The organism is Candidatus Microthrix subdominans (assembly GCA_016719385.1).
Classification (GTDB): Bacteria; Actinomycetota; Acidimicrobiia; order Acidimicrobiales; family Microtrichaceae; genus Microthrix; species Microthrix subdominans.
Map to the genome: position 1 here is coordinate 83,521 of JADJZA010000011.1, position 20,962 is coordinate 104,482.

The following is a 20,962-nucleotide window of genomic DNA, read 5'->3' on the forward strand; positions in this document are numbered from 1 at the left end:
CTCACGAAACGGGCTTCTCGGGCACCTCGATGCTGGCCAGGTCCACCTTGGGCGGCATGTTGGTGGCCGGTTCGGCAGGCGCGGTGGCGGCGTCGGGCATGTTCTCCTGCTCGGGCGGCTCGGGGGAGTCCCGGTAGTCCTTGGGCTCGGGCTGGTCGCCCTGCTCGGCCAGCCAGCTCACCACATCCAGCTCGTCGACGTCCCAGCCCTTGGCGGCCACCTCGCCCACCTGGTCGCCGTCGCAGGGCGCCAGCGATTCGAGGTCCTTGGGCCGGCTGGTGGTGGCCTCGTTGTTCGACCAGCAGTTGCCCAGTTCGGAGAGGTCGGTGTCGACCGAACCGATGCCCAGGTCGGCGATGCCCGACCCGGAGACGACGTTGTCGCGCACGATGTTCTCCTGCGGGTTCCACAGCAACGGGTTCTCGACGTCCTCGGGTGCGGTCGCCGGCTTGGCCTTCTGCTCGTCGCAGGGCTGCTCCCAGTCGGAGGCCTCCGGCATGTTGTCGTTGGCGTCCTCCTCGAGGAACGGCACCAGCCCGATGCCGGTGCGTGTGTGGTCCCACACCCGGTTGCGTTCGATCGTGTTGCGCACCCCGCCCGGGACGACGATGCCGTTGCCCATCGCCAGCAGCGCCACGTCGATGGCCGGGGTGTCGCCGTTGTTGTTCGAGTACACCAGATTGCCGACCACCGAGGTCTCCCGCTCGGGGTAGCACAGCTCGTAGCTGCCCGAGTTGGGCACGATGCCGGCCCGGTTGTTGCGGAAGACCGAGTTGACGACCGCCAGGTTGCCCCCGGAGTTGGTGCCCGAATACCCGAGCCCGTTGTTCTCTGAGACGAAATCGTCGATCACCGCGTTGCACGGGTAGCACTGCCCGATGTACACGCCGGCATCGGGGCTGCCCGACCCGTAGCTGTGCTCGAGCAACCCGTTGACCGAGTCGAAGGCGTAGATGCCGTAGTCGCCGTTGCGGTAGGTGGTGAGGTAGCTGCCCCGGTACCCGTCGACGCCGGTCCAGAAGAACCCGTTGGTCGTGTAGTTGCGTGCGGTCAGGTTTTCGACGGCGACGCCCTTGGCCGACAGCACCCGGATGCCGTTCTCCAGCTTGAACTGGCCGTCGAGGATCGTCGTGTTGCGATCTGCACCCCGGATGGTGAGGCGGTCGGTCTCGACGTCGACCGCCTCGTTGTAGGTGCCCTCGCCGATCATGATCATGTCGCCCGGCTTGGCCGCGTCGACCGCCGCCTGGATCGTCTGGTGGTCCTCGGGCACCGAGATGGTCGTGCCCGAGGCGCCCTGATCCCCATCCGATTGGTCGGTCTCAGAGGCGGAGTCCGTGTCCTCGGAGTCACCTCCGCAGGCCGAGGCCAACAGCGCGAACGCGAAGAGCACCCCCAGCAAGCGGGTGAGCGTGTGTGGTCTGGTCATCATTCCCCAAGGGAAGTGTCCTGTTGAGCGATTGGGTTCAGCCCTCGACCACGTCGGTGGCCGAGTCGGCGTCGACCACGACGACCGTGCCCCGCATCGAGCCGGCGGTGGCGGTGGCGTGCAGCGAGCAGAAGTAGCGGTAGGCGCCGGGGGTCGGGAACGTGGCCGAGTACTCGTCACCCGGGGCGAAGTCGGCGGTCTCCACGCCGAAACCAGCGTCGTCCGACCCTTGGTTGTCGGGGTTCTCGATCACGTTGTGGTCGTTGCGGCCGTCGTTGCTCCACACCACCTCGGTGTCGGTCACCACCTTCAACGCCTCGGGTCGGTAGATGTTGTCGAGCGCCGACACCCGAACCGAGCCGCTGTAGGCGGGCCCGGGCACCTCGGGCGCCCCGGCGGTGACGTCGTCGTCGGCACACGCACCGGTGGCGATCGTCATCGTGCCGACCATGAATAACGAGGCCAGTCGGATGCCGCTCCAACGCCTGTGTGATCCCACGATCGCCCCCTAGCGCCGGTCCGAGAGCGCACATCATGGCTCGAAACCGGAATCCGGTTCCACCCAAGCCAGCCTCGGGGGGCAGACTGGCCCCATGACTTCTGATCGACCGGAGGGCCGCACGGGCACCAGGCGGCGCACCACCGCCGAGACCGACATCGCGATCGCGATCGACCTGGACGGCGCCGGCACCGTCGAGGTGTCGACCGGGTTGCCGTTCTTCGACCACATGCTCGACCAGATCGGCCGCCACGGCGGGTTCGACCTCGAGGTGAAGGCGACCGGTGACCTGCACGTCGACAGCCACCACACCGTCGAGGACGTGGGGATCGCCCTGGGCGAGGCCTTCCGGGACGCGCTGGGCGACAAGGCCGGCGTTCGGCGCTTCGCCAGCGGGCTCTACCCCCTCGACGAGGCGTTGATCGAGGTGGCCCTCGACCTCTCGGGCCGACCCTTCGTGGTGGTCGACCTGCCGGTCAACGAGGCGTTGCCGCTGGGTAACCCGCCGTTCAACCCCCAGATGGCCGAGCACTTCCTCGTCAGCTTCGCCACGTCGGCGGCGATCACGCTGCACGTCACCAAGCGGGCGGGTACCAACACCCACCACCTGATCGAAGCCACGTTCAAGGGGCTTGCCCGCACCCTGCGCGACGCGGTGCGGGTCGATGGGGAAGGTGTGCCCTCGACCAAGGGCACCCTGTCGCCCCCGACTCGGTGAACACTCCAAAGATCGCCGTGATCGACTACGGGATCGGCAACCTGCGCTCGGCGGAAAAGGCCCTGCAACACCTTGGCGCAGATGCGGCGCTCGTCAGTGACCCCGACGTGATCGAGGGCGCCGCAGCCGCAGTGCTGCCCGGGGTTGGTGCCTTCGGTGCCTGCATGGACGCGCTCGACGCCTCAGGGTTGGCCGGAACCGCTCGCAGCTTCGCAGCCTCCGGCCGGCCGTTTCTGGGCATCTGCGTCGGGATGCAACTGCTCTACGACGCCAGCGATGAGTCGCCGGGCCGCCCCGGGCTGGGGGTGCTCGAGGGCACCGTCCGTCGGCTGCCCGACGGGGTGAAGCACCCCCAAATGCAGTGGAATCGGCTCGAGGCCACCGAGCCCACCCACCGCCTGCTCGCAGGGGTCGAGGACGCCTGGATGTACTTCGTTCACTCGTTTGCCGCCCCGATGGACGACACGGTGATCGCCACCTGCGAGTACGGCGGCCCGGGGGTGGCCGCCGTCGCCAGCGACAACGTGTGGGCGGTCCAGTTCCATCCGGAGAAGTCGGGCCTCGTCGGGCTCGATCTTCTCGACAACTTCGTCACCAGTGTCCAGGAGAGCCAATGAAGACCGCCCGCGTGATCCCATGCCTCGACGTCGACGCAGGACGCGTCGTCAAGGGGGTGAACTTCGTCGGCCTGCGCGACGCCGGCGACCCGGTCGAGCTGGCCGCCCGTTACGACGCGGAGGGCGCCGACGAGCTGGTGTTCCTCGACATCACCGCCTCGTCCGATCAGCGCGAGACGATCGTCGACGTGGTGGCGCGCACCGCCGAGGTGGTGTTCATCCCGTTCACGATCGGCGGCGGCATCCGGTCGGTCGACGACGCCCGACGCCTGCTGCGGGCAGGGGCCGACAAGGTGTCGATCAACTCGGCTGCGGTGGAGAACCCCGGGCTGATCGGTGCGCTGGCGGCCGAGTTCGGTAGCCAGTGCGTGGTCGTCTCGATCGACGCCCGCCGGGGCGATGCTCCCAGCGGCTACGAGGTGGTGATCCACGGCGGGCGAACCACGACCGGCCTCGATGCGCTGGAGTGGGCCGCCCGGGTCGTCGAGCTGGGTGCCGGCGAGATCATGTTGACCTCGATGGACCGAGACGGCACCCGCGACGGTTTTGACCTGGAGATGACCGCCGCCGTTGCGGGCACAGTCGCCGTTCCGTTGATTGCGTCCGGCGGGGCCGGCGGCCTTGACCACCTGGTCGAGGGCATCACCGAGGGCCACGCAGACGCGGTGCTGGCCGCCTCGATCTTTCACTTTGGCGAGCACACGATCGGGGAGGCCAAAGCGCACCTGGCTGCGGCCGGCGTGGACGTCCGCCCCGGGCCGTCCGCCCCGGGGAGCGAGGCTCCCTAGCCCCTTGCGCCGACGGTGCTACCGTCGCCGCAAAGGCCGCCGGAGGCGGCTCATATGTGAACGCTGCCAGCTTTGATTGGTTGGGTGTTCCCGCAGACGGGTAGACCTGGTTCACCGCACTTTCAAGGGGAATACATGTCGCTCGATGTGGCCACACCACAAATCGTTCACGACGTCACCATCCGGCTGGCCGGGGACTCCGGTGATGGCATGCAGCTCACCGGGGACCGGTTCACCGCCCTGGCGGCGCTGGCCGGCAACGACCTGGCGACGCTGCCGGACTTCCCGGCGGAGATCCGAGCTCCGGCGGGCACCCTGCCGGGCGTCTCCGCCTTCCAGGTGCGCATCGCCGATCGGGAGGTGACCACCCCCGGGGACGACGCCGCCGTGCTGGTGGCGATGAACCCTGCGGCGTTGCGCAGCGAGCTGGCCCGACTCGCCAAGGGCGGCACCCTCATCCTCAACGGCGACGGGTTCGACGAGCGCAGCCTGGCCAAGGCCGGCTACGACGCCGACCCGCGCGGCACCGCCGAACTCGACGCCTACGAGGTCATCGACGTGCCGATGACCAGCCTCACCAAGCTGGCGGTGAAGGGCACCGGCGTCTCGGGCCGCCACGCAGGACGGTCGAAGAACTTCTTCGCCCTCGGGATCCTCGCCTGGATGTACACCCGCGACACCGAGGCGGTCAACGCCTGGATCGACGAGAAGTTCAGCGGTGACGACGCGGTGCGCCAGGCCAACCGCCGGGCACTCAGCGCCGGCCACGCATTCGGTGAAACCGCCGAGCTGGGCGCCAACGCGGTCATCGTGCCCGCCAGCAAACGCGCTCCGGGCACCTACCGCTCGGTCGATGGCAACACCGCCCTGGCCTGGGGGCTGATCGCCGCCGGTGTGTGTGCCGAGTTGCCCGTCTTTCTGGGCAGCTATCCGATCACCCCCGCCTCGGCGATCCTTCACGAGCTGGCCCGCCACCCCGATGCGGGCGTTCGCACCTTTCAGGCCGAGGACGAGATCGCGGCGATCACCTCCGCCATCGGCGCCGCCTTCGGTGGCGACCTGGCGGTGACGACCACCTCCGGGCCGGGCCTGGCACTCAAGGCGGAGGCGCTCGGCCTGGCCGTGTCGCTCGAGCTCCCCCTGATCGTGGTCGACATCCAGCGGGGCGGGCCGGCGACCGGACTGCCGACCAAGACCGAGGCGTCCGACCTGATGATCGCCATGTACGGCCGTCACGGCGAAAGTCCCCTGCCGGTGATCTCTGCGTCACGGCCGGGGGAGTGTTTCGAGGTGGCGATCGAGGCGGCCCGGCTGGCACTGAAGTACCGCACGCCGGTGATCCTGTTGTCCGACGGCTATCTGGCCAACTCATCGGAGCCGTGGCGGTTGCCCGACGTGTCCGAGCTGCCCGACATCTCGGTGGCCAAGACGACCGAACCCAACCACGAGCGTCCCGATGGCGGGAGCGACTTCTGGCCCTACGAGCGTGACCCCGACACGCTGGCTCGACCGTGGGCCGTGCCCGGCACGCCGGGGCTGGAGCACCGCATCGGTGGCCTGGAGAAGGCGGACGGCACCGGCAACATCTCCTATGACCCCGACAACCACCAGCGCATGACCGACCTGCGGGCCGCCAAAGTGGCCGGTATCGCCGGTGACATCCCGCCGGCCGTCGTCGAAGGCGATGTCGACGCCGACGTGTTGATCGTCGGCTGGGGCTCCACCTGGGGGGCGATTACCCACGCGATGGCCCGCCTGGCCAACGCCGGTCACCGCACCGCCCACGTGCACCTGCGCCATCTCAACCCGTTTCCGGCCAACCTGGGCGAGGTGCTCGGGCGCTACTCGACGATCGTGGTGCCCGAGCTGAACTCCGGCCAGCTCAGCCGCCTGCTGCGCGCCGAGTTTCTCGTCGATGCCCACCCGGTCTCCAAAGTGGAGGGGCAACCGTTCTCGGCGGCCGAACTGACCGCCCGAATCTCGGAGGTACTGCGATGAGCGTGATCGACGAACCTGTCCTCGACGAACCTGTCCTCGACGAACAGAGGGTCGGGATCCCGACCACCAAGCGGGCCGACTGGCAAAGCGACCAAGAGGTGCGCTGGTGTCCGGGCTGCGGGGACTACTCGATCCTCGCCGCGATGCAGCTGGCGTTGCCCGACATGGGCATCCGCCGGGAGGACACGGTGGTGATCTCCGGCATCGGGTGTGCCGCCCGTTTCCCGTATTACATGGACACCTACGGCATCCACTCGATCCACGGCCGGGCGCCTGCGCTGGCCACCGGGTTGGCGCTGGCCCGACCCGAGCTGTCGGTGTTCGTCGTCGGCGGCGACGGCGACCTGCTGTCGATCGGTGGCAACCACCTGCTGCACGCGCTGCGCCGCAACGTCAACCTGACGATCCTGTTGTTCAACAACCGCATCTACGGCCTGACCAAGGGGCAGTACTCCCCGACCTCCGAGGTGGGCAAGACCACCAAGAGCACGCCGTTCGGCTCGGTCGATGCCCCCCTCAACCCGCTGGCGGTGGCGCTCGGCGCCGGCGCCACGTTCGTCGCCCGCACCCACGACATGGACCGGGTGGGGATGCAGGAGATCTTCCGCCGGGCTCACGCCCATCAGGGGGCCGCCTTCGTCGAGATCCTGCAGAACTGCAACGTGTTCAACGACGGTGCGTTCACCGACGTCACCGGCAAGTCGGTCCGCTCCGAGATGCTGATCCCGCTCGTCGACGGTCAGCCCGCCCGTTTTGGCGAGGACGGCCATGCCGGGGTGCATATCGACCTGGACGGGGCTCGGGTGGTCGAGGTCGACGAGGTGGACGCCGGCAGCCTCTACGTGCACGAGGAACGACGTGTGAGTCCGACCGCGGCCATGGCCCTGGCGCTGATGGCGCCCGAACCCACCGAGCCGACACCGATGGGCATCTTCCGCGACGTCACCGCGCCGGTGCATCGCGCTGCCGAGGTGACCGGTCCGGGCAGCCGCGACGACCTGACCGCCATGCTCGCGTCGGGCACGACCTGGACGGTCGACTAGCCGCCGGCGGGGGAGCCCGGGCGAGTAGGTTGCCCGGTGCCGATGACTGATCACAGCGCCCCCGAAACCCCTACCTCGAGCGGACCCGTCGACCACGACGGTGAACCGCTGCCGATCAAGATGCTCGCCGACCGTTTGCTGGTCGCGCCCGACTCCGAGGGCGAGCGGCGCTCGACCGGCGGCATCCTCATCCCGGCAACCGCCGAACGGGGCAAGCGCCTCAGCTGGGCCGAGGTGCGGGCCCTGGGGCCCAACGTGCGCAGCGTCAAGGACGGCGACCAGGTGCTGTTCAACCCCGAGGACGTCTTCGAGGTGGAGGTGCGGGGCGAAACGTTCATCATCCTGCGCGAACGTGACGTGCATGCCGTGGCCGCCCAACGTCTGGCCGAGGGCTCGACCGGGTTGTACTTGTGAGCGCCGTCGACCTACCGCTGGACGCCCTGAGCTTCGATGAGGCCGGCCTGATCTGCGCCGTCGTCGTCGACGACGACTCCGGCGAGGTGCTGATGGTGGCCTGGATGAACCGTGAGACCCTGATCGAAACGATCGAGACCGGACGCATGGTCTACTGGTCGCGCTCCCGCCAGGAGCGGTGGCGCAAGGGCGATACCTCCGGAGATGTGCAGCACCTGCGCTCGGCCGCCTACGACTGCGACGGTGACGCGCTGTTGTTCCGGGTCGATCAAGTCGGGGCCGCCTGCCATACCGGCTCACGCAGCTGCTTCTTTCGATCGCTCGTTACCGAGAACGCCGAACGATGAGCTCCGAGCTGACCCGCGAGCGCTTCGGCGAGCTGGCTGCCGACTTCACCGTCGTGCCGGTCTGGCGCCAGCTGCTCGCCGATCTCACCACCCCGGTGGCGGCGTTCGCCCGCCTGTGCGAGGGCGACGAGCCGGGTTTCCTGCTCGAGTCGGTCGAACTGGGCGGGGGATGGGGTCGGTGGTCCTTCGTCGGCCGCCGCCCACTGGCCCGCCTGTCGCTGGCCGGCGGTCAGGTCACGGTCGACGCCCGTCCGGGGCCACTCAGCGACCTGCTCGCCGAGCTGCCCCCCGTCGGCATGCTGGCGACGATCGAGGCGATGGGGCGGATCCTGACCGCCCCGAGCAGCGAGTCGATCGGATTCCCCGAGGGCGCCGAGCCGCCGCTGCACTCCGGCCTGGTCGGCTATCTGGGATACGACGTCGTCCGCGAGGTGGAGCACCTGCCCGATACGCCCCTCGACGACCGCGGGTTTCCCGAGGCGGTTCAGTCGGTGATCGGCGAGCTGGCCGCCTACGACCACTTCAGCCAGCGGGTCACGCTGATCGTCAACGTCGTCGTGCCGCCCGATGCCGACGAGGCGATGTTGGACGATCTGTTCGACAACGCGGTGGCGGCGCTCGACACGCTGACCGCCGATGGTGCCCGTCCGCTCGACGAGCCGCTCGTCCACCCGCCCCGCAGCGACGATCCGGTGCCGCCGGTGCGGGCCAGCCTGGACGAGACCGCCTACTGCCAGGCGGTTGAGGTGGCCAAGGAGCACATCCTCGACGGCGACATCTTTCAGGTGGTGCTGTCCACCCGCTACGAGTTCGACCTCGACGCCGACCCCTTTGACGTCTACCGGGTGCTGCGCCAGATCAACCCCAGCCCCTACATGTTCTTCGTCCGCGAGCCCGAGCTGGTGTTGGTGGGCTGTTCACCCGAGCCGCTGGTGCAGCTGCTGGGCGACCGGGTGATCTCCCGGCCGATCGCCGGCACCCGCTTTCGGGGCCGCACGCCGGAACACGACCGCAAGTTGGCCGCCGAACTGGCCGAGCATCCCAAGGAGCGGGCCGAGCACCTGATGCTGGTCGACCTGGCCCGCAACGACGTGGGCCGCGTGGTCCAGTTCGGCACCTGCGAGGTGGAGGAGCTGATGACGCTGGAGAAGTTCAGCCACGTCATGCACCTGACCAGCCAGGTGGCCGGCACCCTCGCCGAGGGCAAGACCCCCGCCGACGTGCTGGCGGCGACGCTGCCCGCCGGCACGGTGTCGGGCGCGCCCAAGGTGCGGGCGATGGAGCTGATCGACGAGCTCGAGCCGATCAAACGCGGCCCATACTCCGGTGTTGTCGGCTACCTGGACTTCTCCGGCAACATCGACACGGCCATCGCCATCCGCACGATGGTGATCGATCGCCATCCCGACCAATCCATCGCCCCGTGGCGAGGTGCGGTGCAGGCGGGTGCGGGCATCGTCGCCGACAGCGATCCGGCCGACGAGTACCTGGAGACCCGCAACAAGGCCAAGGCGCTTTTGGTTGCCGTACCAGCCGCCGAGCGGATGACCGCCCAGCGGTTGTCCTAAAGCCAGCGGATCTGGTCGACGAGATCGTGATCGCCGGGATTGGCTAGAAGCAACCCGTTGAGTGCGTCGATGTAGCGGCCGCTGGCATGGTGGGTTCGGGGCAGCGTCGAGTCGGAGGTGAAGATCAGGCCGAGGTGTGATCGTCCCTCGCTCCGCCAACGACGAGCGATGATGGCGAAGTCGGCGACGTTGTTGGTCAACAGCGAGCGCCCCTCGCTCGCGCAGAACTCAAGCAAGTCCTCGTCCTCCTCCGCCTGCCAACCCCGTTCGATCGCTGCCACGGCGTCGTGCCCATGATCTCGAAGCGCCGGCGCGATCGACGACGGGTAGTGGTGGTCGAGCGCCAGCTTCACGCGATGGCGGCCTGCTCGCGTTCCCAGCGATGCCGCTCGTCGGCTTCCACCTCTGCGGACCAGTCGGCATCGGCGTCAACCTCCTCGGTGAACTCGGCGTAGTAGGCAACCGCGGCGCGAACCGTCGCCGAGGCTATGCCGAGCGATGAGGCGGTCTGATCGATGTCGGCATCGTGACCTCGGACGGTTTCCATGACCTGACGGACCTTGAGCCGCGTGCCGACCAGGTAGGGCTCGTTGCGTCCCGCTGCGCCGGTGCGAAACCGAATCAACGGGTGACGTTCGGTTCGGAGAGCTTGGCCGAGCAGCCGGTCGGCTAGCGCATTCCGTGACTCGTTGGTCGACTTGGCGACCTGGTCGAGCAGCGAGCTGGTTGACCGAGAAAGCCGAAACGAGCGCTGTACCGAACCTGGAACTGTAGCCATGTATCCCATTGTAACCCAACCCGTTGAAGCCGGTCGCTTGAGCAGCAAGATGTGTAGAGATCGGGTTGACCGCCTCGATCTTCAACAGCCGAGGGCGTAGCCGATCGCTTCGCACACCTGGTCCATGACCGGCTCATCAACGAGGCCGACCCGGCCGGTCAACACCCGCTGCTCGATCGTGTGGAGTCCATCGCAGTTGACCACCGAGGGTCGATCGAGGCCCACAGTGTCTTCGACCTCGACTTCGGCAGCCAGGCCCCGACTGGTAGTGCTGATTTCGGCCACCGTGACCAGGCTGCGCACATCGATCACCTCGTTCCGCGTCACGATCAAAACCGGCCGTCGTTTGTTGCCAACATAGGCCCACCAGATCTCTCCGCGATTCATTCGGCGCTCCAGGCCTCGGCGTCGTCCCAGAACGGGTCCGCCTGCTCCGGATTCCGCAGGTAGGCAGCCCGGTCCGACGCGGCCAGAGCTTCTCGAACGGCGGCAGCGACTCCATCTCGGGCCGCAGCCGAGATGTTGATGTTCAACACCCGAGCCTTCTCGGCGAGCGATTCGTCGAGGGTGAAACTGGTGCGCGTCGATGCCATCACCTGATGTTACCAACTGGTGATGGCATCGCTGTTCCCGGTTGAGTCGAGTACTCCCTCACGCCGCTGTCGGGTGGCTGCGCTGGTGGTGTCGTTGGGAGTCGATGAGACGTCCGGTGGGTGTTCGCCATCGGAATCTGACCTGGTCGGGGTCGCCGGTGTTGGGGTCGTTGGGCTGTGTGGTTGGGGGCTGTGCGGTTCTGGTCATTGTCCAGCCGGGTCGGTGGGTGACCCGGTGGTGGTGTCGGCATAAAAGCCCGAGGTTGTTGATGTCGGTTGGGCCGTTGTTGTCCCATCCGTCGACGTGGTGGGCGTCGCACCAGCTGGCGGGCCGGTCGCAGCCGGGGAAGATGCAGCCGCCGTCGCGGGCGAGGAGGGCGCGGCGTTGGTGGCGGTTGGCGTAGCGGAGGGTGCGACCCATGTTGAGGGATCGCCGGAACCAGCGACCTCGAGCGGTCGGATGAGGCCGGCGGCGATGATGAACCGGAGGATGTGTGGTGAGAGGTGGTTGCCGTCGTCGTCGGTGAGTTCGCCGCCGTTCTCGGTGTCGCCGGTGTCGTTGAGGATCACGACGATTTCGGGTTCGGGGAGCTTGCCTTTGCCGTCGGGTACCCCGGAGCCTCGGTCGAGGAGTTCGCCGAGCGCTTCGGCGCATGCTTGTCCTCGGCTGGGGACCGGTGTGTCGCCGCCGGTGGCTTCGGCGTCGGCGCGGTAGCGCTTCAGCACGCGATCGGTTTCGCCGTCGATCAGCTTGCGGATCGTCAACGCCAACTCGCCGACCAGCTGGCCGGAGATGTAGGTGATGCCGTCGGTGGTGGGCACGAGGTGGAGGTGGTTGTTGGCCGGATCGGAGGCTGGGTCGTAGCCGCCGTCCTGATCCAAACGTTGAGCGATACCGCGTACTTCGCGGGCCCAGCGTTCGAACCCGGCCACTTGGGCCAGGTCGATCAGCGCCGGCAACAGCTCGATCATCGCCGCTCGGACGCGGCTGTTGGCGGCCCGGTCGAACACCCCGACGTGTTGCCAGCCGATCACCCCGGTTTCGAGGGCATCAGCCAACTCGCCATACCGGGCGTGGAGTCGTTGGGCGGTACGCATGCGGGCCGAGGCGGCGGAGCGGGCCTGCCGGGTGCGGTCGGCGTACCAGGCGTTCGGCGTGTGGCCGTGCAGGCGATCGCACAGATCGGACTGGGCGATCTCGGCCAGCAACACGCTCTCCCGATGATCCAGCCGGCATCGCTGCGCAGCGATGCCGACGAGTTCATCCAACTCAGCGGACCCTTCGGAGTTGGCCTCAACAGCGTCGGGCGTTGCCGCTGCGCTGTCACCGTCGCTGTTCAATTTGTTGGCGCTCGATCCGCCGGTGAACATGGTAGTATCGTACACCTGTTCGATCGCCGATGCCAGAAGTTTTTCCACCGATTCCTTCGGCATTTGGCAGCTGCGTCCGGCGTGGCCGACCGGTCCAATCGTCGCCTCCGCATCCTCGTCGGCCGCTGAACCGGGAGTGGTCGCGTTGCCCCTCGGGCATTCGCCACCGTGGTAGCGTGTCGTACACCGACATAGTGACTCGTGTCGACTTGAACTAGTGGAAAATAGAAGTATTGTGCTCGGCATGGAGTCAACCAAAATGCAACGCCGGACAATACTGGGCATGTTGGCGGCGACCCCCGTGGTCGTTGCCGCCTGCAGTGATAACGACACGGGCGGCGACGGAGCCGGAGCCCAAGTGGCCGCCGACGTCGTGCCCCAGATGGTGCCGCTGTCGGCGCTGAAGGATGCCGACCCCGGCGAGGTTCACCTCGCCTACGCACCGGCGGTGCCGCCGCCCGCTCAGCGTTCAGAGCCGCGACGCTTCGACGTGCACCTCGAGGTGGTCGAGGGGATGGGCGACCTCGACCCATCGAACAACGTGATGACCGAGATGTGGGGCTTCAAGGTCTTCGGTGACAAGAACAAGACCACCGGCGCACCAGGCCCCGTCGTCCGAGGTCGGGTGGGAGACGTGGTGCGCGTCACGCTCACCAACCCCAAGTCCAACATGCATCCGCACAACATCGACTTCCACGCAGTCACCGGCATGCACGGCGGTGCCTCCGACCTGCTGGTGCCGCCGGGCGAGTCTGCTGCCATCCAGGCCCGGCTGCTGTACCCGGGCGCCTTCATGTACCACTGCGCTGCCGAGGATGTGCCGATGCACATCGCCATGGGTATGTACGGCATGTTCATCGTCGATCCCGCCGAACCGCTTCCCAAGGCCGAACACGAGTGGGCGGTCATGCAGAGCGAGTGGTTTGTCGACGAGCCCGGCAGCGACGGCATGGCCACGTTCAACCGTCAGAACGTGACCGACGAGAACCCCCGCTACGTCACCTTCAACGGCTCGGTCGGCGCCATCGCTGACGACAATGCGCTGAAGATGAAGGTTGGGGAGCGGGCCCGCATCTACTTCGTCAATGAGGGCCTCAACCTCACCTCCAACTTCCACCCGATCGGGTCCCAATGGGATGTGGTGTACCCCGAGGCGGCCACCCATCCCGACAACGTGGTGATCCGTGGGTCGCAGTCGACCTCGGTCGTCGCCGGCGGCGGCACGGTCGTCGAGATGCTCGGTATGACGCCGTCCATGGTCGTGCTGGTGGACCATGCCCTGGCCCGGGCATTCGACAAGGGTGCGATCGGCCACGTCATGATCGACGGCCCGGAGGACCCCGAGGTGTACTCGAAGATCCAGCCGCCGAAGGATGGCGGCGGTGGCGGAGGCGGCGAGGTGGTCACCCCGACGACCGCAGCGGCCGCGGTCGATCCGTCCAAGCCGGTGGAGACCAACGAGGTGACCATCATCAAGGGCGCCTTCGACCCGGCCAATGCCGATCGGTCCTACACCCCGCCGACGATCAAGGTCGCTGTTGGCGACAAGGTGACGTGGTCGAACGAGGACACGATCTTCCACACGGTCACCTCCGGCCCGTCCGACGGGTCGAAGGCCGAGCCGGACGGGAAGTTCGACTCGGGCAACATCGAAGCGGGTGACACGTTCTCGTACACCTTCACCGAAGCGGGTGAGTTCCCGTACCACTGCGAACCGCACCCGTGGATGATCGGCACGGTGATCGTCGAGTAGGCGAGCCGACAGGCCTCCTCCCGACTCCATGAGGGGGGCGAACGGCCGCCGGGGCTTTCGGGCCCCGGCGGTCGTGACGTTTTCCTGAGGGTTCTGGTTATGGTGGCCGCAACGCCGTGAGCCGTCAGGGTGTCAGGTGCCAGGACAGGAGGATGCTTGTGAGCCCCGGAACACAACAGGCCAGCGAGACCGACGGAGGCCGACGGCCGGGGTTGGCCCCGGATTTTGGCCGGTGCACCGGTGGCGTCGCTCGAGGAGTACCTGCAGCGTGGCGGGGGTAGTGCCCTCACCCGAGCCCTCGAGTTGGGCTCGGTGGCCACCATCGCCGAGGTCAGCGCCGCCGGGCTGCGCGGACGCGGCGGCGCCGGGTTCCCGGCGGGACGAAAGTGGGACTCGATCCTCAACGGTGGCGGTCGGCACCACTACGCCGTCTGCAACGCCGCCGAGGGCGAACCCGGCACGTTCAAGGACCGGGCGGTGATGCGCCACAACCCCTATGCGGTGATCGAAGGGTTGCTGGTGGCGGCCCACAGCGTCGGCGCCCTCGAGGCCTACATCGCGTTGAAGGCCAGCTTCGAACCCGAGTTGGCTCGGGTTGGCGCGGCGGTCGAGGAGATGGCCGCCGCCGGCTGGCTCGAGGGGCTGAACGTCACGGTGGTGACCGGCCCCGAGGAGTATCTGTTCGGCGAGGAGAAGGCCCTCCTCGAGGTGATCGAGGGCAACGAACCGTTGCCGCGTTGGCTGCCGCCGTTCCTGCACGGCCTGTTCGCCACCGCCCCGCAGCTGGGCTGGGAGTCGGCCGAATCGGAGCCGGGCCATGAGGCCGGTCACGAGTCCAACCCCACCCTGGTCAACAACGCCGAGACGCTGGCGCAGGCGGCGTGGATCGTCGCCCACGGCGCCGAGGCATTCCGCTCGTTGGGCACCGATGAGTCGCCCGGCACAGTGGTGTGCACCGTCGTCGGCGACGTGCTGGCGCCGGGGGTGGTCGAGGTGCCGATGGGTACCCCGCTGCGTCAGGTGATCGACGCCTGTGGCGGCGTGGCCGAGGGCCGAAGCGTCAAGGCGATCCTGCCGGGGGTGGCCAACGCAGTGCTCACCGCCGAGCAGCTCGACACGCCCCTGACCCATGAGCACTTTGCCGCCGCCGGGTCGGGGCTGGGTGCAGCCGGGTTCATCGTCTACGACGACAGCGCCTGCATGGTCGAGGTGTCGGCGATGTTGTCGAGGTTTCTCTACGTCGAGTCGTGCGGGCAGTGCCCGCCGTGCAAGCTGGGCACCGGTGCGATCACCGAGGCACTCGACCGCATCCGAACCGGCGACGGGCGCGACGCCGACCTGGATACGATCCAGCGCCGCCTGCAGGTGGTGGCCGACGGCAACCGCTGTTACCTGCCGGTGCAGGAACGGGAGCTGATCTCAAGCTTTCTGCGGGCCTTCCCCGAGGACGTGGTCGCCCACCTCGACGGTCACTGTCCGTCGGATCGAGCGGAGCTGCCGGTCCCCAAGATCGTCGACCTTGCCGACGGCGTGGTCACCTATGACGCTCGGCAGATGCTCAAGCGCCCCGACTGGACCTACGCCGACTGAGCCGATCGGGCAGTATGGCCAACATGACTCAGCCTGAAGTTCCCGAGACCGCCCTCGAGCTACGTTCGACACTCACCGGTGACGGGGTGGTCACGCTCGGCATGGTGCAGGGTGACGTCGACGCTCCGACGGGCAGCCAGGTGGTCGTTCGGGTCGAGGCCGCCCCGATCAACCCGTCGGACCTCGGGATGCTGTTCGCGATGGGCGACATCTCCAGGGCGTCGGCCGGCGAGGGCACCGAGTTCCCCGCAGTGACCGTCCCGGTGTCGGCCGGCGCAGTCGCCGCTCAGCGAGGGCGCATCGACAAGCCGATGCCGACCGGCAACGAAGGGGGAGGCACCGTCGTGGCCGCCGGACCGGCCAGCGAAGCCCAGGCGCTGCTCGGCAAGGTCGTCGGGTTCTCCTCCGGCAACGCCTATGCCCAGTTCCGCACCGTGGAGGCCTCGCAGTGCCTCGAGATGCTCGACGGGACGGATCCGGCCGATGCAGCGGCCGCATTCGTTAACCCGTTGACCGCGCTCGGCATGGTCGAGACGATGAGGGCTGAAGGCCACACGGCGCTGGTCCACACCGTCGGTGCATCGAACCTCGGCCAGATGCTTCACCGCATCTGCCTCGACGATGGGGTCGGCCTCGTCAACATCGTGCGCTCACAGGATCACGTCGACCTCCTCCGCGCCGCAGGCGCCGAGTACGTGTGCAACTCGAGCGCCGAGTCGTTCCGCAGCGACCTCACCGATGCGCTCCGCTCGACCGGCGCCACCATCGCCTTCGACGCGATCGGCGGCGGCGACCTCGCAGACACGCTGTTGTCGGCGATGGAGACGGTGGCCGGTGAGCAGGCCGACGGGTTCAGCCGCTATGGCTCCGACACCCACAAGCAGGTCTACATCTACGGTGGCCTCGACCGCGGGCCCACCACGCTGAGGCGCAGCTATGGCATGTCGTGGTCGGTCGGCGGATGGTTGCTGACACCGTTTCTCGTCAAGAGCGGCAAGAAAGTAGTGGATCGTCTCCGCACCCGCGTCGCCGACGAGATCACCACTACGTTCGCCAGCTCGTACGGCATGGCGCTGTCGCTCGCAGACGCGGTCGACCCCGAGATGGTCAAGAGGTACGGGGTGATGGCCACGGGCGAGAAGGCGCTGGTCACCCCGCAGGCCTGACGATGACAAGCCTGCCGGCGCGCCGGCGGGAGGCGGCCGCGGCGGCGGCGCCGGCCGGGGTCCGGCCGGGGGGGGGTCGGGCCATGGCCACTGCTGAGGACGTGACGATGTCGCTGCGGGTGCTCACCCTCAACATTGGATCGCTGCTCGAGCCGGACTGGGACCGGCGGCGGTACGAGATCGTCGCCTGGCTCGATCGCCTCGATCCGGACGTCGTCTGCTTTCAAGAGGTGTCAGAGGGGGCGGAACGGCCCAACACCGCCGGGTGGATCGCCGATGCGGCGGCTCGGGAGTGGCACTGGGCGTTCGGCGGCGCCGGCCTGGCCACTGACCTGTGGCCCGATACCACGACCTTGTTCGGATCGGCGGTGCTGTCGCGCTGGCCGGTCGAGGCGTCGGAGTACCACCGGCTGGGCACCGCCGTCCCCGACGCGACCACTGACGCGATGGTCGATGCGGTGCCGTGGGAGTTGTTTCACGTCCGGACGGCGGGGATGGACCTGTTCTCCACCCACCTTGCGCCCGCCCCCAGCCACGGGGCTCACCGGCGGGTTCAGGTGACCGAGATCGACCGGATCATCAAGGCGGTGCGAGGCGATCGCGACGAGCAGCGCTTTGGCGATCGCCGCCAGGGGCTGCCGGCGATCCTGTGTGGCGACTTCAACGCCGAGCCGGACAGCGACGAGATCCGCTACCTGTGCGGGCTGACCGACCTGGACGGTGAGACGACCTTCTACCTGGACGCGTGGCGCACGGCCGGCGATGGCTCGGGCTACACCAACGACTGGCAGGCCAACCCGTACTGCGCCGCCCTTAACGTCCACCGCAAGCGCATCGACTACGTGTTCGTCGGCGACGCCTTCGTGCGTCGGGGCAACGCCGGACGGGTTATCGACGCACGGGTGGTGGCCGACGAGCCGATCACCGGAATCGTCGCCAGCGACCACTTCGGCGTGCTGGCCGAGATCGTCTGGCCCGATCGGCCGAGCGACTAGAACGGGGCACATGGACGTTGACCTGGGAGATGAGCTGACGGCGCTGCGGTGCCGGGCGCGCAAGGTGGCCCTCGCAGGTGTGGCCCAACACGGCGCGTTTCACGATTCGTGGATCAACGGCTACTCCAAGGAGTTCTCCCGCACGCTGGCCGCCGAGGGCTGGATCGGCATGACCTGGCCGACCGAACACGGTGGTGGGGGCCGCCCGGCGATCGAGCGGATCGTGATGGCCGAGGAGATGATCAGCGTCGGCGCCCCGGTCGCCGCCAGCTGGTTTGCCGACCGGCAGCTGGGGCCGTCGTTCATCGCCTACGGCACGCCCGAGCAACGCGAGCGCTTCCTGCCGGGCATGTTGTCTGGCGAGACCACCTGGTGCATCGGCATGTCCGAGCCCGACGCCGGCTCCGACCTGGCTTCGCTCGCCACGTTCGCCGCTCGCGACGGGAACGACTGGGTCATCTCCGGGCAGAAGATCTGGACGAGCTTCGCCCAGGTGGCCGACTACTGCTACCTGATCTGTCGCACGTCGAGGGAGGGCCCGCCGCACCGGGGCATCAGCGAGATCGTCGTGCCGATGGAAACCCCGGGCATCGAGGTGCGACCGGTCGTCGACATGACGACCAACGCCCACTTCTGCGAGGTGTTTTTCAACGAGGTGCGGGTGCCGGCCGACAACCTGGTCGGCATCGAGGGCGACGCCTTCAAGCAGACGATGCGCCAGCTGGAACACGAACGGGGCGGCATCGACCGGCTGGTGTCCAATCGGGCGCTGTATGAGCGGGCGCTCGAGGTCTGCGACCGGGGGGATCCGTTGGTGCGCCAGGCGATCGCCCGCCTGGAGACGGGCTACCGGCTGGGCCGGCTGTTGGTGTACCGGGAGGCGCTGGGGCAGGCGCCCGCCGGGTTCAGCGCCGCCACCAAGTGCTTCTGCACCGAGCACGAACAGCGGGTGGCCGACTTTGCCGTCCGCATGCTGGGTCCGCGGGCGATCGCCGAAAGCTCGGGACCGGATGCCCGCCTCGAGAGTTCTCCAGAGGGTGTGATTGCTCGCTCGTTCGCGTACTCGCCGGCGTACACGATCATGGGCGGCACCTCGACCGTGATGCGCAACATCCTGGGCGAGCGGGTGCTGGGCCTGCCCCGGGAGCCGAAGGTCGGTTGAGCCCCGGGGGAAGCGGAAGCGCGCGGGGGCCCCCGCCCCGCGGGCGGGGGGGGGGGGGGGGGCGGGGGGGGGGGCCGCCACGCGCCGGCAACGAAGGGGGGGGCCCCCCGGGGGCGCCCGCCCGGCCGGGGGCCCCCGGGGGGGGGCCCGGGGGGGGCCGGCGGGGGGGGGGAGGGGCACCGGCGGACACCCGGCGGGGCGGGTGGGCGAACAGCTCGCCAGCCAGCCAGCCGCCGCACGCGCCTGGCTGGCCGACCGCGGCGAGGTCGCCGCACCGCCGGGGGGGGCCGCCCGCCCCCGGGGGGGGGGGGGGGGGGCCGCCCCCACGCACCGACACCCCGCGAGAGGGCCGCCGGGGCCCCACGGGACCCCGCCCCTCCCAAGCGCCAACCCCCGGGGGACGCCGCCGGGCCGCGGGCAGTCCGAGGGCTCGAAACCCTGAAGTTGGACCTGCGAACCGAGGGGATCGAGCTGTGAGCTTCGCCGCCCGGTGGCAGCCGAGACGGCCGCAGGGCCGAGCGGCCTAGATCCGGGAACCGGTGCCCTCCCAGTAGCTGTCGCGCAGGTGTCGCTTGACCAGCTTGCCCGTCGGCAGCCGGGGCAGCTCGTCGGTGAAGTCGATGCTGCGGGGGCACTTGACGTGGGCCATGCGCTCGCGGCAGTACTCGACGAGTTCGGCGGCGAGCTGATCGGAGGCCTCGACGCCGTCCATCAACTGGACGACCGCCTTGACCTCCTCGCCGAAGTCCTCGTTGGGCACGCCGATGACGGCCACGTCGTAGATGTCGGGGTGGGAAGCGAGCACGTTCTCGGCCTCCTGGGGGTAGACGTTGACGCCCCCGGTGATGATCATGTTGCTCTGGCGATCGGTGAGGTAGAGGAACCCCTCGGCGTCCACTTTCCCGATGTCGCCCAGCGTCGACCAGCCCTTCTCGTGATGGGCCTCGGCGGTCTTGGCGGGATCGTTGTGGTAGGCGAACTGCGGGCCCTCGCCGAAGTACACCACCCCCTCTTCGCCAACGGGCACCTCCTCGTTGTCGGGCCCGACGATGTGAATCACGCCGACGAGGGGTTTGCCGACCGTGCCGGGGTGGCCCAGCCAGTCCTCGGCCGACGCCCAACAGAACCCCGAGCCCTCGGTGCCGGCGTAGTACTCGTTGATGATCGGGCCCATCCAGTCGATCATCTGGCGCTTGACGTCGGGCGGGCAGGGCGCCGCCGCGTGGATGACCCCCACCAGGCTGGACACGTCGTAGCGGTCCCGGACGTCCTTGGGCAGCTTCAACATGCGCACGAACATCGTCGGGACGAACTGGGCGTGGGTCACCCGGTGGGTCTCGATCGCCGACAGGACCGCCTCGGGGTCGAAGCGCTCCATCAGCACGACCGAGGCGCCGAGAGCGATGCTCTCGATGCTCCACTTCAGCGGGGCGGCGTGGTACATCGGGGCGGGGGAGAGGTAGACGCTCTCGGTGTTCATGCCCATCAGCAGCTCGCCGAGCAGCCCGAGGCCGGCACTGGTGCCGAGCGGCTGGCCTGTCAGCTGGCGGAGCACGCCCTTGGGGCGACCGGTCGTGCCCGAGGAGTACAACATGTCGGTCCCCTCGAGGGCACCGGGGAGCGGGTCGGGCGATTGCTCGGCGGCCAGCGCGTCGAGGTTCTGGGCGCCCTCCACCTCGCCGCCGACCGACACGAACGTCACGTCGTCGCCCACCAGCTCGGCCAGTGCGGGCATCAAACGCTCGGCCATCGCCGGCGTGAGCACCACCACCTTGGAACCGGAGTCCTCGATGATGAAGGCCGCCTCGTCCGCGGTCAGGTGCGTGGAGAAGAACGTGTAGTGCAGGCCGGCGTAGTGGGCGCCCCAGGCCACCTCGAGCACCTCGAGCCTGTTTTCCATGCAGGCGGCCACGTGGCCCTCGTACTCAAGACCCAACGATGCAAACGTGCGCGCCAACCGGTTGGCGGTGGCGTCGAGCTCACCGAAGGTGACCGTGTCGCCAGTACCGGCCATGGTCATGGCCACCCGGTCCGGATTGGCTTGGGCATGGGCACCTGGGTAGCGCAGCTGGCTCAATGGACGCTCCTTGTCGTGAACGGGAACAGACTGCAAAGGAACCTAGTGGCTGGGCT

20 protein-coding genes and 1 pseudogene are annotated in these 20,962 nt (G+C 68.5%); 13 read left to right on the forward strand and 8 right to left on the reverse strand.

Annotated elements, in window-relative coordinates:
- Position 1 precedes the first annotated feature (1 nt).
- Together IPN02_19210 and IPN02_19215 are read right to left on the reverse strand one after the other, a co-directional pair.
- Entirely contained in the window at positions 2–1,429 is a 1,428-nt protein-coding gene (locus IPN02_19210; protein ID MBK9298914.1) for a right-handed parallel beta-helix repeat-containing protein, read from the reverse strand.
- A gap of 37 nt (positions 1,430–1,466) precedes the next feature.
- Positions 1,467–1,868 carry a hypothetical protein gene (locus IPN02_19215; protein MBK9298915.1) on the reverse strand — a complete coding sequence of 134 codons (402 nt, stop codon included), beginning with the start codon at positions 1,866–1,868 and terminating at the stop codon, positions 1,467–1,469.
- Positions 1,869–2,022: 154 nt separating this feature from the next.
- Between IPN02_19215 and hisB the strand changes: the two genes are divergently transcribed.
- The 8 genes from hisB (at position 2,023) to IPN02_19255 (ending at position 9,421) form a co-directional block, all read left to right on the forward strand.
- On the forward strand, positions 2,023–2,646 hold the full coding sequence (gene hisB / locus IPN02_19220; GenBank protein ID MBK9298916.1) for an imidazoleglycerol-phosphate dehydratase HisB: 624 nt from the start codon (positions 2,023–2,025) through the stop codon (positions 2,644–2,646).
- Complete coding sequence (gene hisH, locus IPN02_19225; protein MBK9298917.1) at positions 2,643–3,263, forward strand: imidazole glycerol phosphate synthase subunit HisH; 621 nt, start codon at positions 2,643–2,645, stop codon at positions 3,261–3,263. Before hisB ends, hisH begins: the two co-directional genes overlap by 4 nt.
- Positions 3,260–4,051: an imidazole glycerol phosphate synthase subunit HisF gene (hisF, locus tag IPN02_19230; protein ID MBK9298918.1), complete on the forward strand. Its 792-nt coding sequence runs from the start codon at positions 3,260–3,262 to the stop codon at positions 4,049–4,051. Before hisH ends, hisF begins: the two co-directional genes overlap by 4 nt.
- 135 nt (positions 4,052–4,186) lie before the next feature.
- Positions 4,187–6,049 carry a 2-oxoacid:acceptor oxidoreductase subunit alpha gene (locus IPN02_19235; protein MBK9298919.1) on the forward strand — a complete coding sequence of 621 codons (1,863 nt, stop codon included), beginning with the start codon at positions 4,187–4,189 and terminating at the stop codon, positions 6,047–6,049.
- Positions 6,046–7,092, forward strand: a complete 1,047-nt coding sequence (locus tag IPN02_19240) for a 2-oxoacid:ferredoxin oxidoreductase subunit beta (GenBank protein ID MBK9298920.1) — start codon at positions 6,046–6,048, stop codon at positions 7,090–7,092. The genes IPN02_19235 and IPN02_19240 overlap by 4 nt, the downstream gene beginning before the upstream one ends.
- A gap of 42 nt (positions 7,093–7,134) precedes the next feature.
- Positions 7,135–7,506 (forward strand): co-chaperone GroES, encoded by a 372-nt coding sequence (locus IPN02_19245; protein MBK9298921.1) that lies wholly within the window; start codon positions 7,135–7,137, stop codon positions 7,504–7,506.
- The gene (gene hisI / locus IPN02_19250) at positions 7,503–7,853 is read left to right on the forward strand and encodes a phosphoribosyl-AMP cyclohydrolase (protein MBK9298922.1); all 351 of its coding nucleotides are present in this window, start codon (positions 7,503–7,505) and stop codon (positions 7,851–7,853) included. Before IPN02_19245 ends, hisI begins: the two co-directional genes overlap by 4 nt.
- Positions 7,850–9,421, forward strand: a complete 1,572-nt coding sequence (locus tag IPN02_19255; protein MBK9298923.1) for a chorismate-binding protein — start codon at positions 7,850–7,852, stop codon at positions 9,419–9,421. Before hisI ends, IPN02_19255 begins: the two co-directional genes overlap by 4 nt.
- Here the strand turns inward: IPN02_19255 and IPN02_19260 are convergent.
- The 5 genes and pseudogenes from IPN02_19260 to IPN02_19280 all read right to left on the reverse strand — a co-directional run bounded on the left by IPN02_19260 (position 9,418) and on the right by IPN02_19280 (position 12,163).
- A complete protein-coding gene (locus IPN02_19260; GenBank protein MBK9298924.1) occupies positions 9,418–9,774 on the reverse strand; it encodes a DUF5615 family PIN-like protein in 357 nt (118 codons plus the stop codon). The genes IPN02_19255 and IPN02_19260 overlap by 4 nt on opposite strands.
- Positions 9,771–10,199 carry a hypothetical protein gene (locus IPN02_19265; GenBank protein ID MBK9298925.1) on the reverse strand — a complete coding sequence of 143 codons (429 nt, stop codon included), beginning with the start codon at positions 10,197–10,199 and terminating at the stop codon, positions 9,771–9,773. The genes IPN02_19260 and IPN02_19265 overlap by 4 nt, the downstream gene beginning before the upstream one ends.
- An 81-nt stretch (positions 10,200–10,280) precedes the next feature.
- The gene (locus tag IPN02_19270; GenBank protein ID MBK9298926.1) at positions 10,281–10,586 is read right to left on the reverse strand and encodes a type II toxin-antitoxin system PemK/MazF family toxin; all 306 of its coding nucleotides are present in this window, start codon (positions 10,584–10,586) and stop codon (positions 10,281–10,283) included.
- Entirely contained in the window at positions 10,583–10,792 is a 210-nt protein-coding gene (locus IPN02_19275) for a type II toxin-antitoxin system CcdA family antitoxin (GenBank protein MBK9298927.1), read from the reverse strand. Before IPN02_19275 ends, IPN02_19270 begins: the two co-directional genes overlap by 4 nt.
- Before the next feature lie 58 nt (positions 10,793–10,850).
- Positions 10,851–12,163 (reverse strand): annotated as a pseudogene (locus IPN02_19280) (DUF222 domain-containing protein).
- Between the two features lie 283 nt (positions 12,164–12,446).
- On the opposite strand from IPN02_19280, the gene IPN02_19285 reads away from it, so the two are divergent.
- The 5 genes from IPN02_19285 to IPN02_19305 all read left to right on the forward strand — a co-directional run bounded on the left by IPN02_19285 (position 12,447) and on the right by IPN02_19305 (position 18,829).
- A complete protein-coding gene (locus IPN02_19285) occupies positions 12,447–13,916 on the forward strand; it encodes a multicopper oxidase domain-containing protein (protein ID MBK9298928.1) in 1,470 nt (489 codons plus the stop codon).
- A 240-nt stretch (positions 13,917–14,156) separates the two neighbouring features.
- A complete protein-coding gene (locus tag IPN02_19290; protein ID MBK9298929.1) occupies positions 14,157–15,506 on the forward strand; it encodes an SLBB domain-containing protein in 1,350 nt (449 codons plus the stop codon).
- Positions 15,507–15,529: 23 nt separating this feature from the next.
- Positions 15,530–16,672, forward strand: coding sequence for a zinc-binding dehydrogenase (locus IPN02_19295; GenBank protein MBK9298930.1), 1,143 nt, complete (start codon positions 15,530–15,532; stop codon positions 16,670–16,672).
- Positions 16,673–16,755: 83 nt separating this feature from the next.
- Entirely contained in the window at positions 16,756–17,667 is a 912-nt protein-coding gene (locus IPN02_19300; protein ID MBK9298931.1) for an endonuclease/exonuclease/phosphatase family protein, read from the forward strand.
- Positions 17,668–17,677: 10 nt separating this feature from the next.
- Positions 17,678–18,829 (forward strand): acyl-CoA dehydrogenase family protein, encoded by a 1,152-nt coding sequence (locus IPN02_19305; protein MBK9298932.1) that lies wholly within the window; start codon positions 17,678–17,680, stop codon positions 18,827–18,829.
- Positions 18,830–19,352: 523 nt separating this feature from the next.
- Here the strand turns inward: IPN02_19305 and IPN02_19310 are convergent.
- Entirely contained in the window at positions 19,353–20,897 is a 1,545-nt protein-coding gene (locus IPN02_19310; protein MBK9298933.1) for an acyl-CoA synthetase, read from the reverse strand.
- Positions 20,898–20,962 lie beyond the last annotated feature (65 nt).

Excerpts from the sequence above, each read along its gene's own strand:
- IPN02_19285 (MBK9298928.1), top strand. The coding sequence starts at position 12,447 with ATGTTGGCGGCGACCCCCGTGGTCGTTGCCGCCTGCAGTGATAACGAC.
- IPN02_19305 (MBK9298932.1), top strand. The coding sequence starts at position 17,678 with ATGGACGTTGACCTGGGAGATGAGCTGACGGCGCTGCGGTGCCGGGCG.
- IPN02_19245 (MBK9298921.1), top strand. The coding sequence starts at position 7,135 with ATGACTGATCACAGCGCCCCCGAAACCCCTACCTCGAGCGGACCCGTC.
- IPN02_19265 (MBK9298925.1), bottom strand. The coding sequence starts at position 10,199 with ATGGCTACAGTTCCAGGTTCGGTACAGCGCTCGTTTCGGCTTTCTCGG.
- IPN02_19300 (MBK9298931.1), top strand. The coding sequence starts at position 16,756 with ATGGCCACTGCTGAGGACGTGACGATGTCGCTGCGGGTGCTCACCCTC.
- IPN02_19295 (MBK9298930.1), top strand. The coding sequence starts at position 15,530 with ATGACTCAGCCTGAAGTTCCCGAGACCGCCCTCGAGCTACGTTCGACA.
- hisB (MBK9298916.1), top strand. The coding sequence starts at position 2,023 with ATGACTTCTGATCGACCGGAGGGCCGCACGGGCACCAGGCGGCGCACC.
- IPN02_19210 (MBK9298914.1), bottom strand. The coding sequence starts at position 1,429 with ATGACCAGACCACACACGCTCACCCGCTTGCTGGGGGTGCTCTTCGCG.
- IPN02_19215 (MBK9298915.1), bottom strand. The coding sequence starts at position 1,868 with ATGACGATCGCCACCGGTGCGTGTGCCGACGACGACGTCACCGCCGGG.
- IPN02_19255 (MBK9298923.1), top strand. The coding sequence starts at position 7,850 with ATGAGCTCCGAGCTGACCCGCGAGCGCTTCGGCGAGCTGGCTGCCGAC.
- IPN02_19240 (MBK9298920.1), top strand. The coding sequence starts at position 6,046 with ATGAGCGTGATCGACGAACCTGTCCTCGACGAACCTGTCCTCGACGAA.
- IPN02_19275 (MBK9298927.1), bottom strand. The coding sequence starts at position 10,792 with ATGGCATCGACGCGCACCAGTTTCACCCTCGACGAATCGCTCGCCGAG.
- IPN02_19235 (MBK9298919.1), top strand. The coding sequence starts at position 4,187 with ATGTCGCTCGATGTGGCCACACCACAAATCGTTCACGACGTCACCATC.
- IPN02_19270 (MBK9298926.1), bottom strand. The coding sequence starts at position 10,586 with ATGAATCGCGGAGAGATCTGGTGGGCCTATGTTGGCAACAAACGACGG.
- hisF (MBK9298918.1), top strand. The coding sequence starts at position 3,260 with ATGAAGACCGCCCGCGTGATCCCATGCCTCGACGTCGACGCAGGACGC.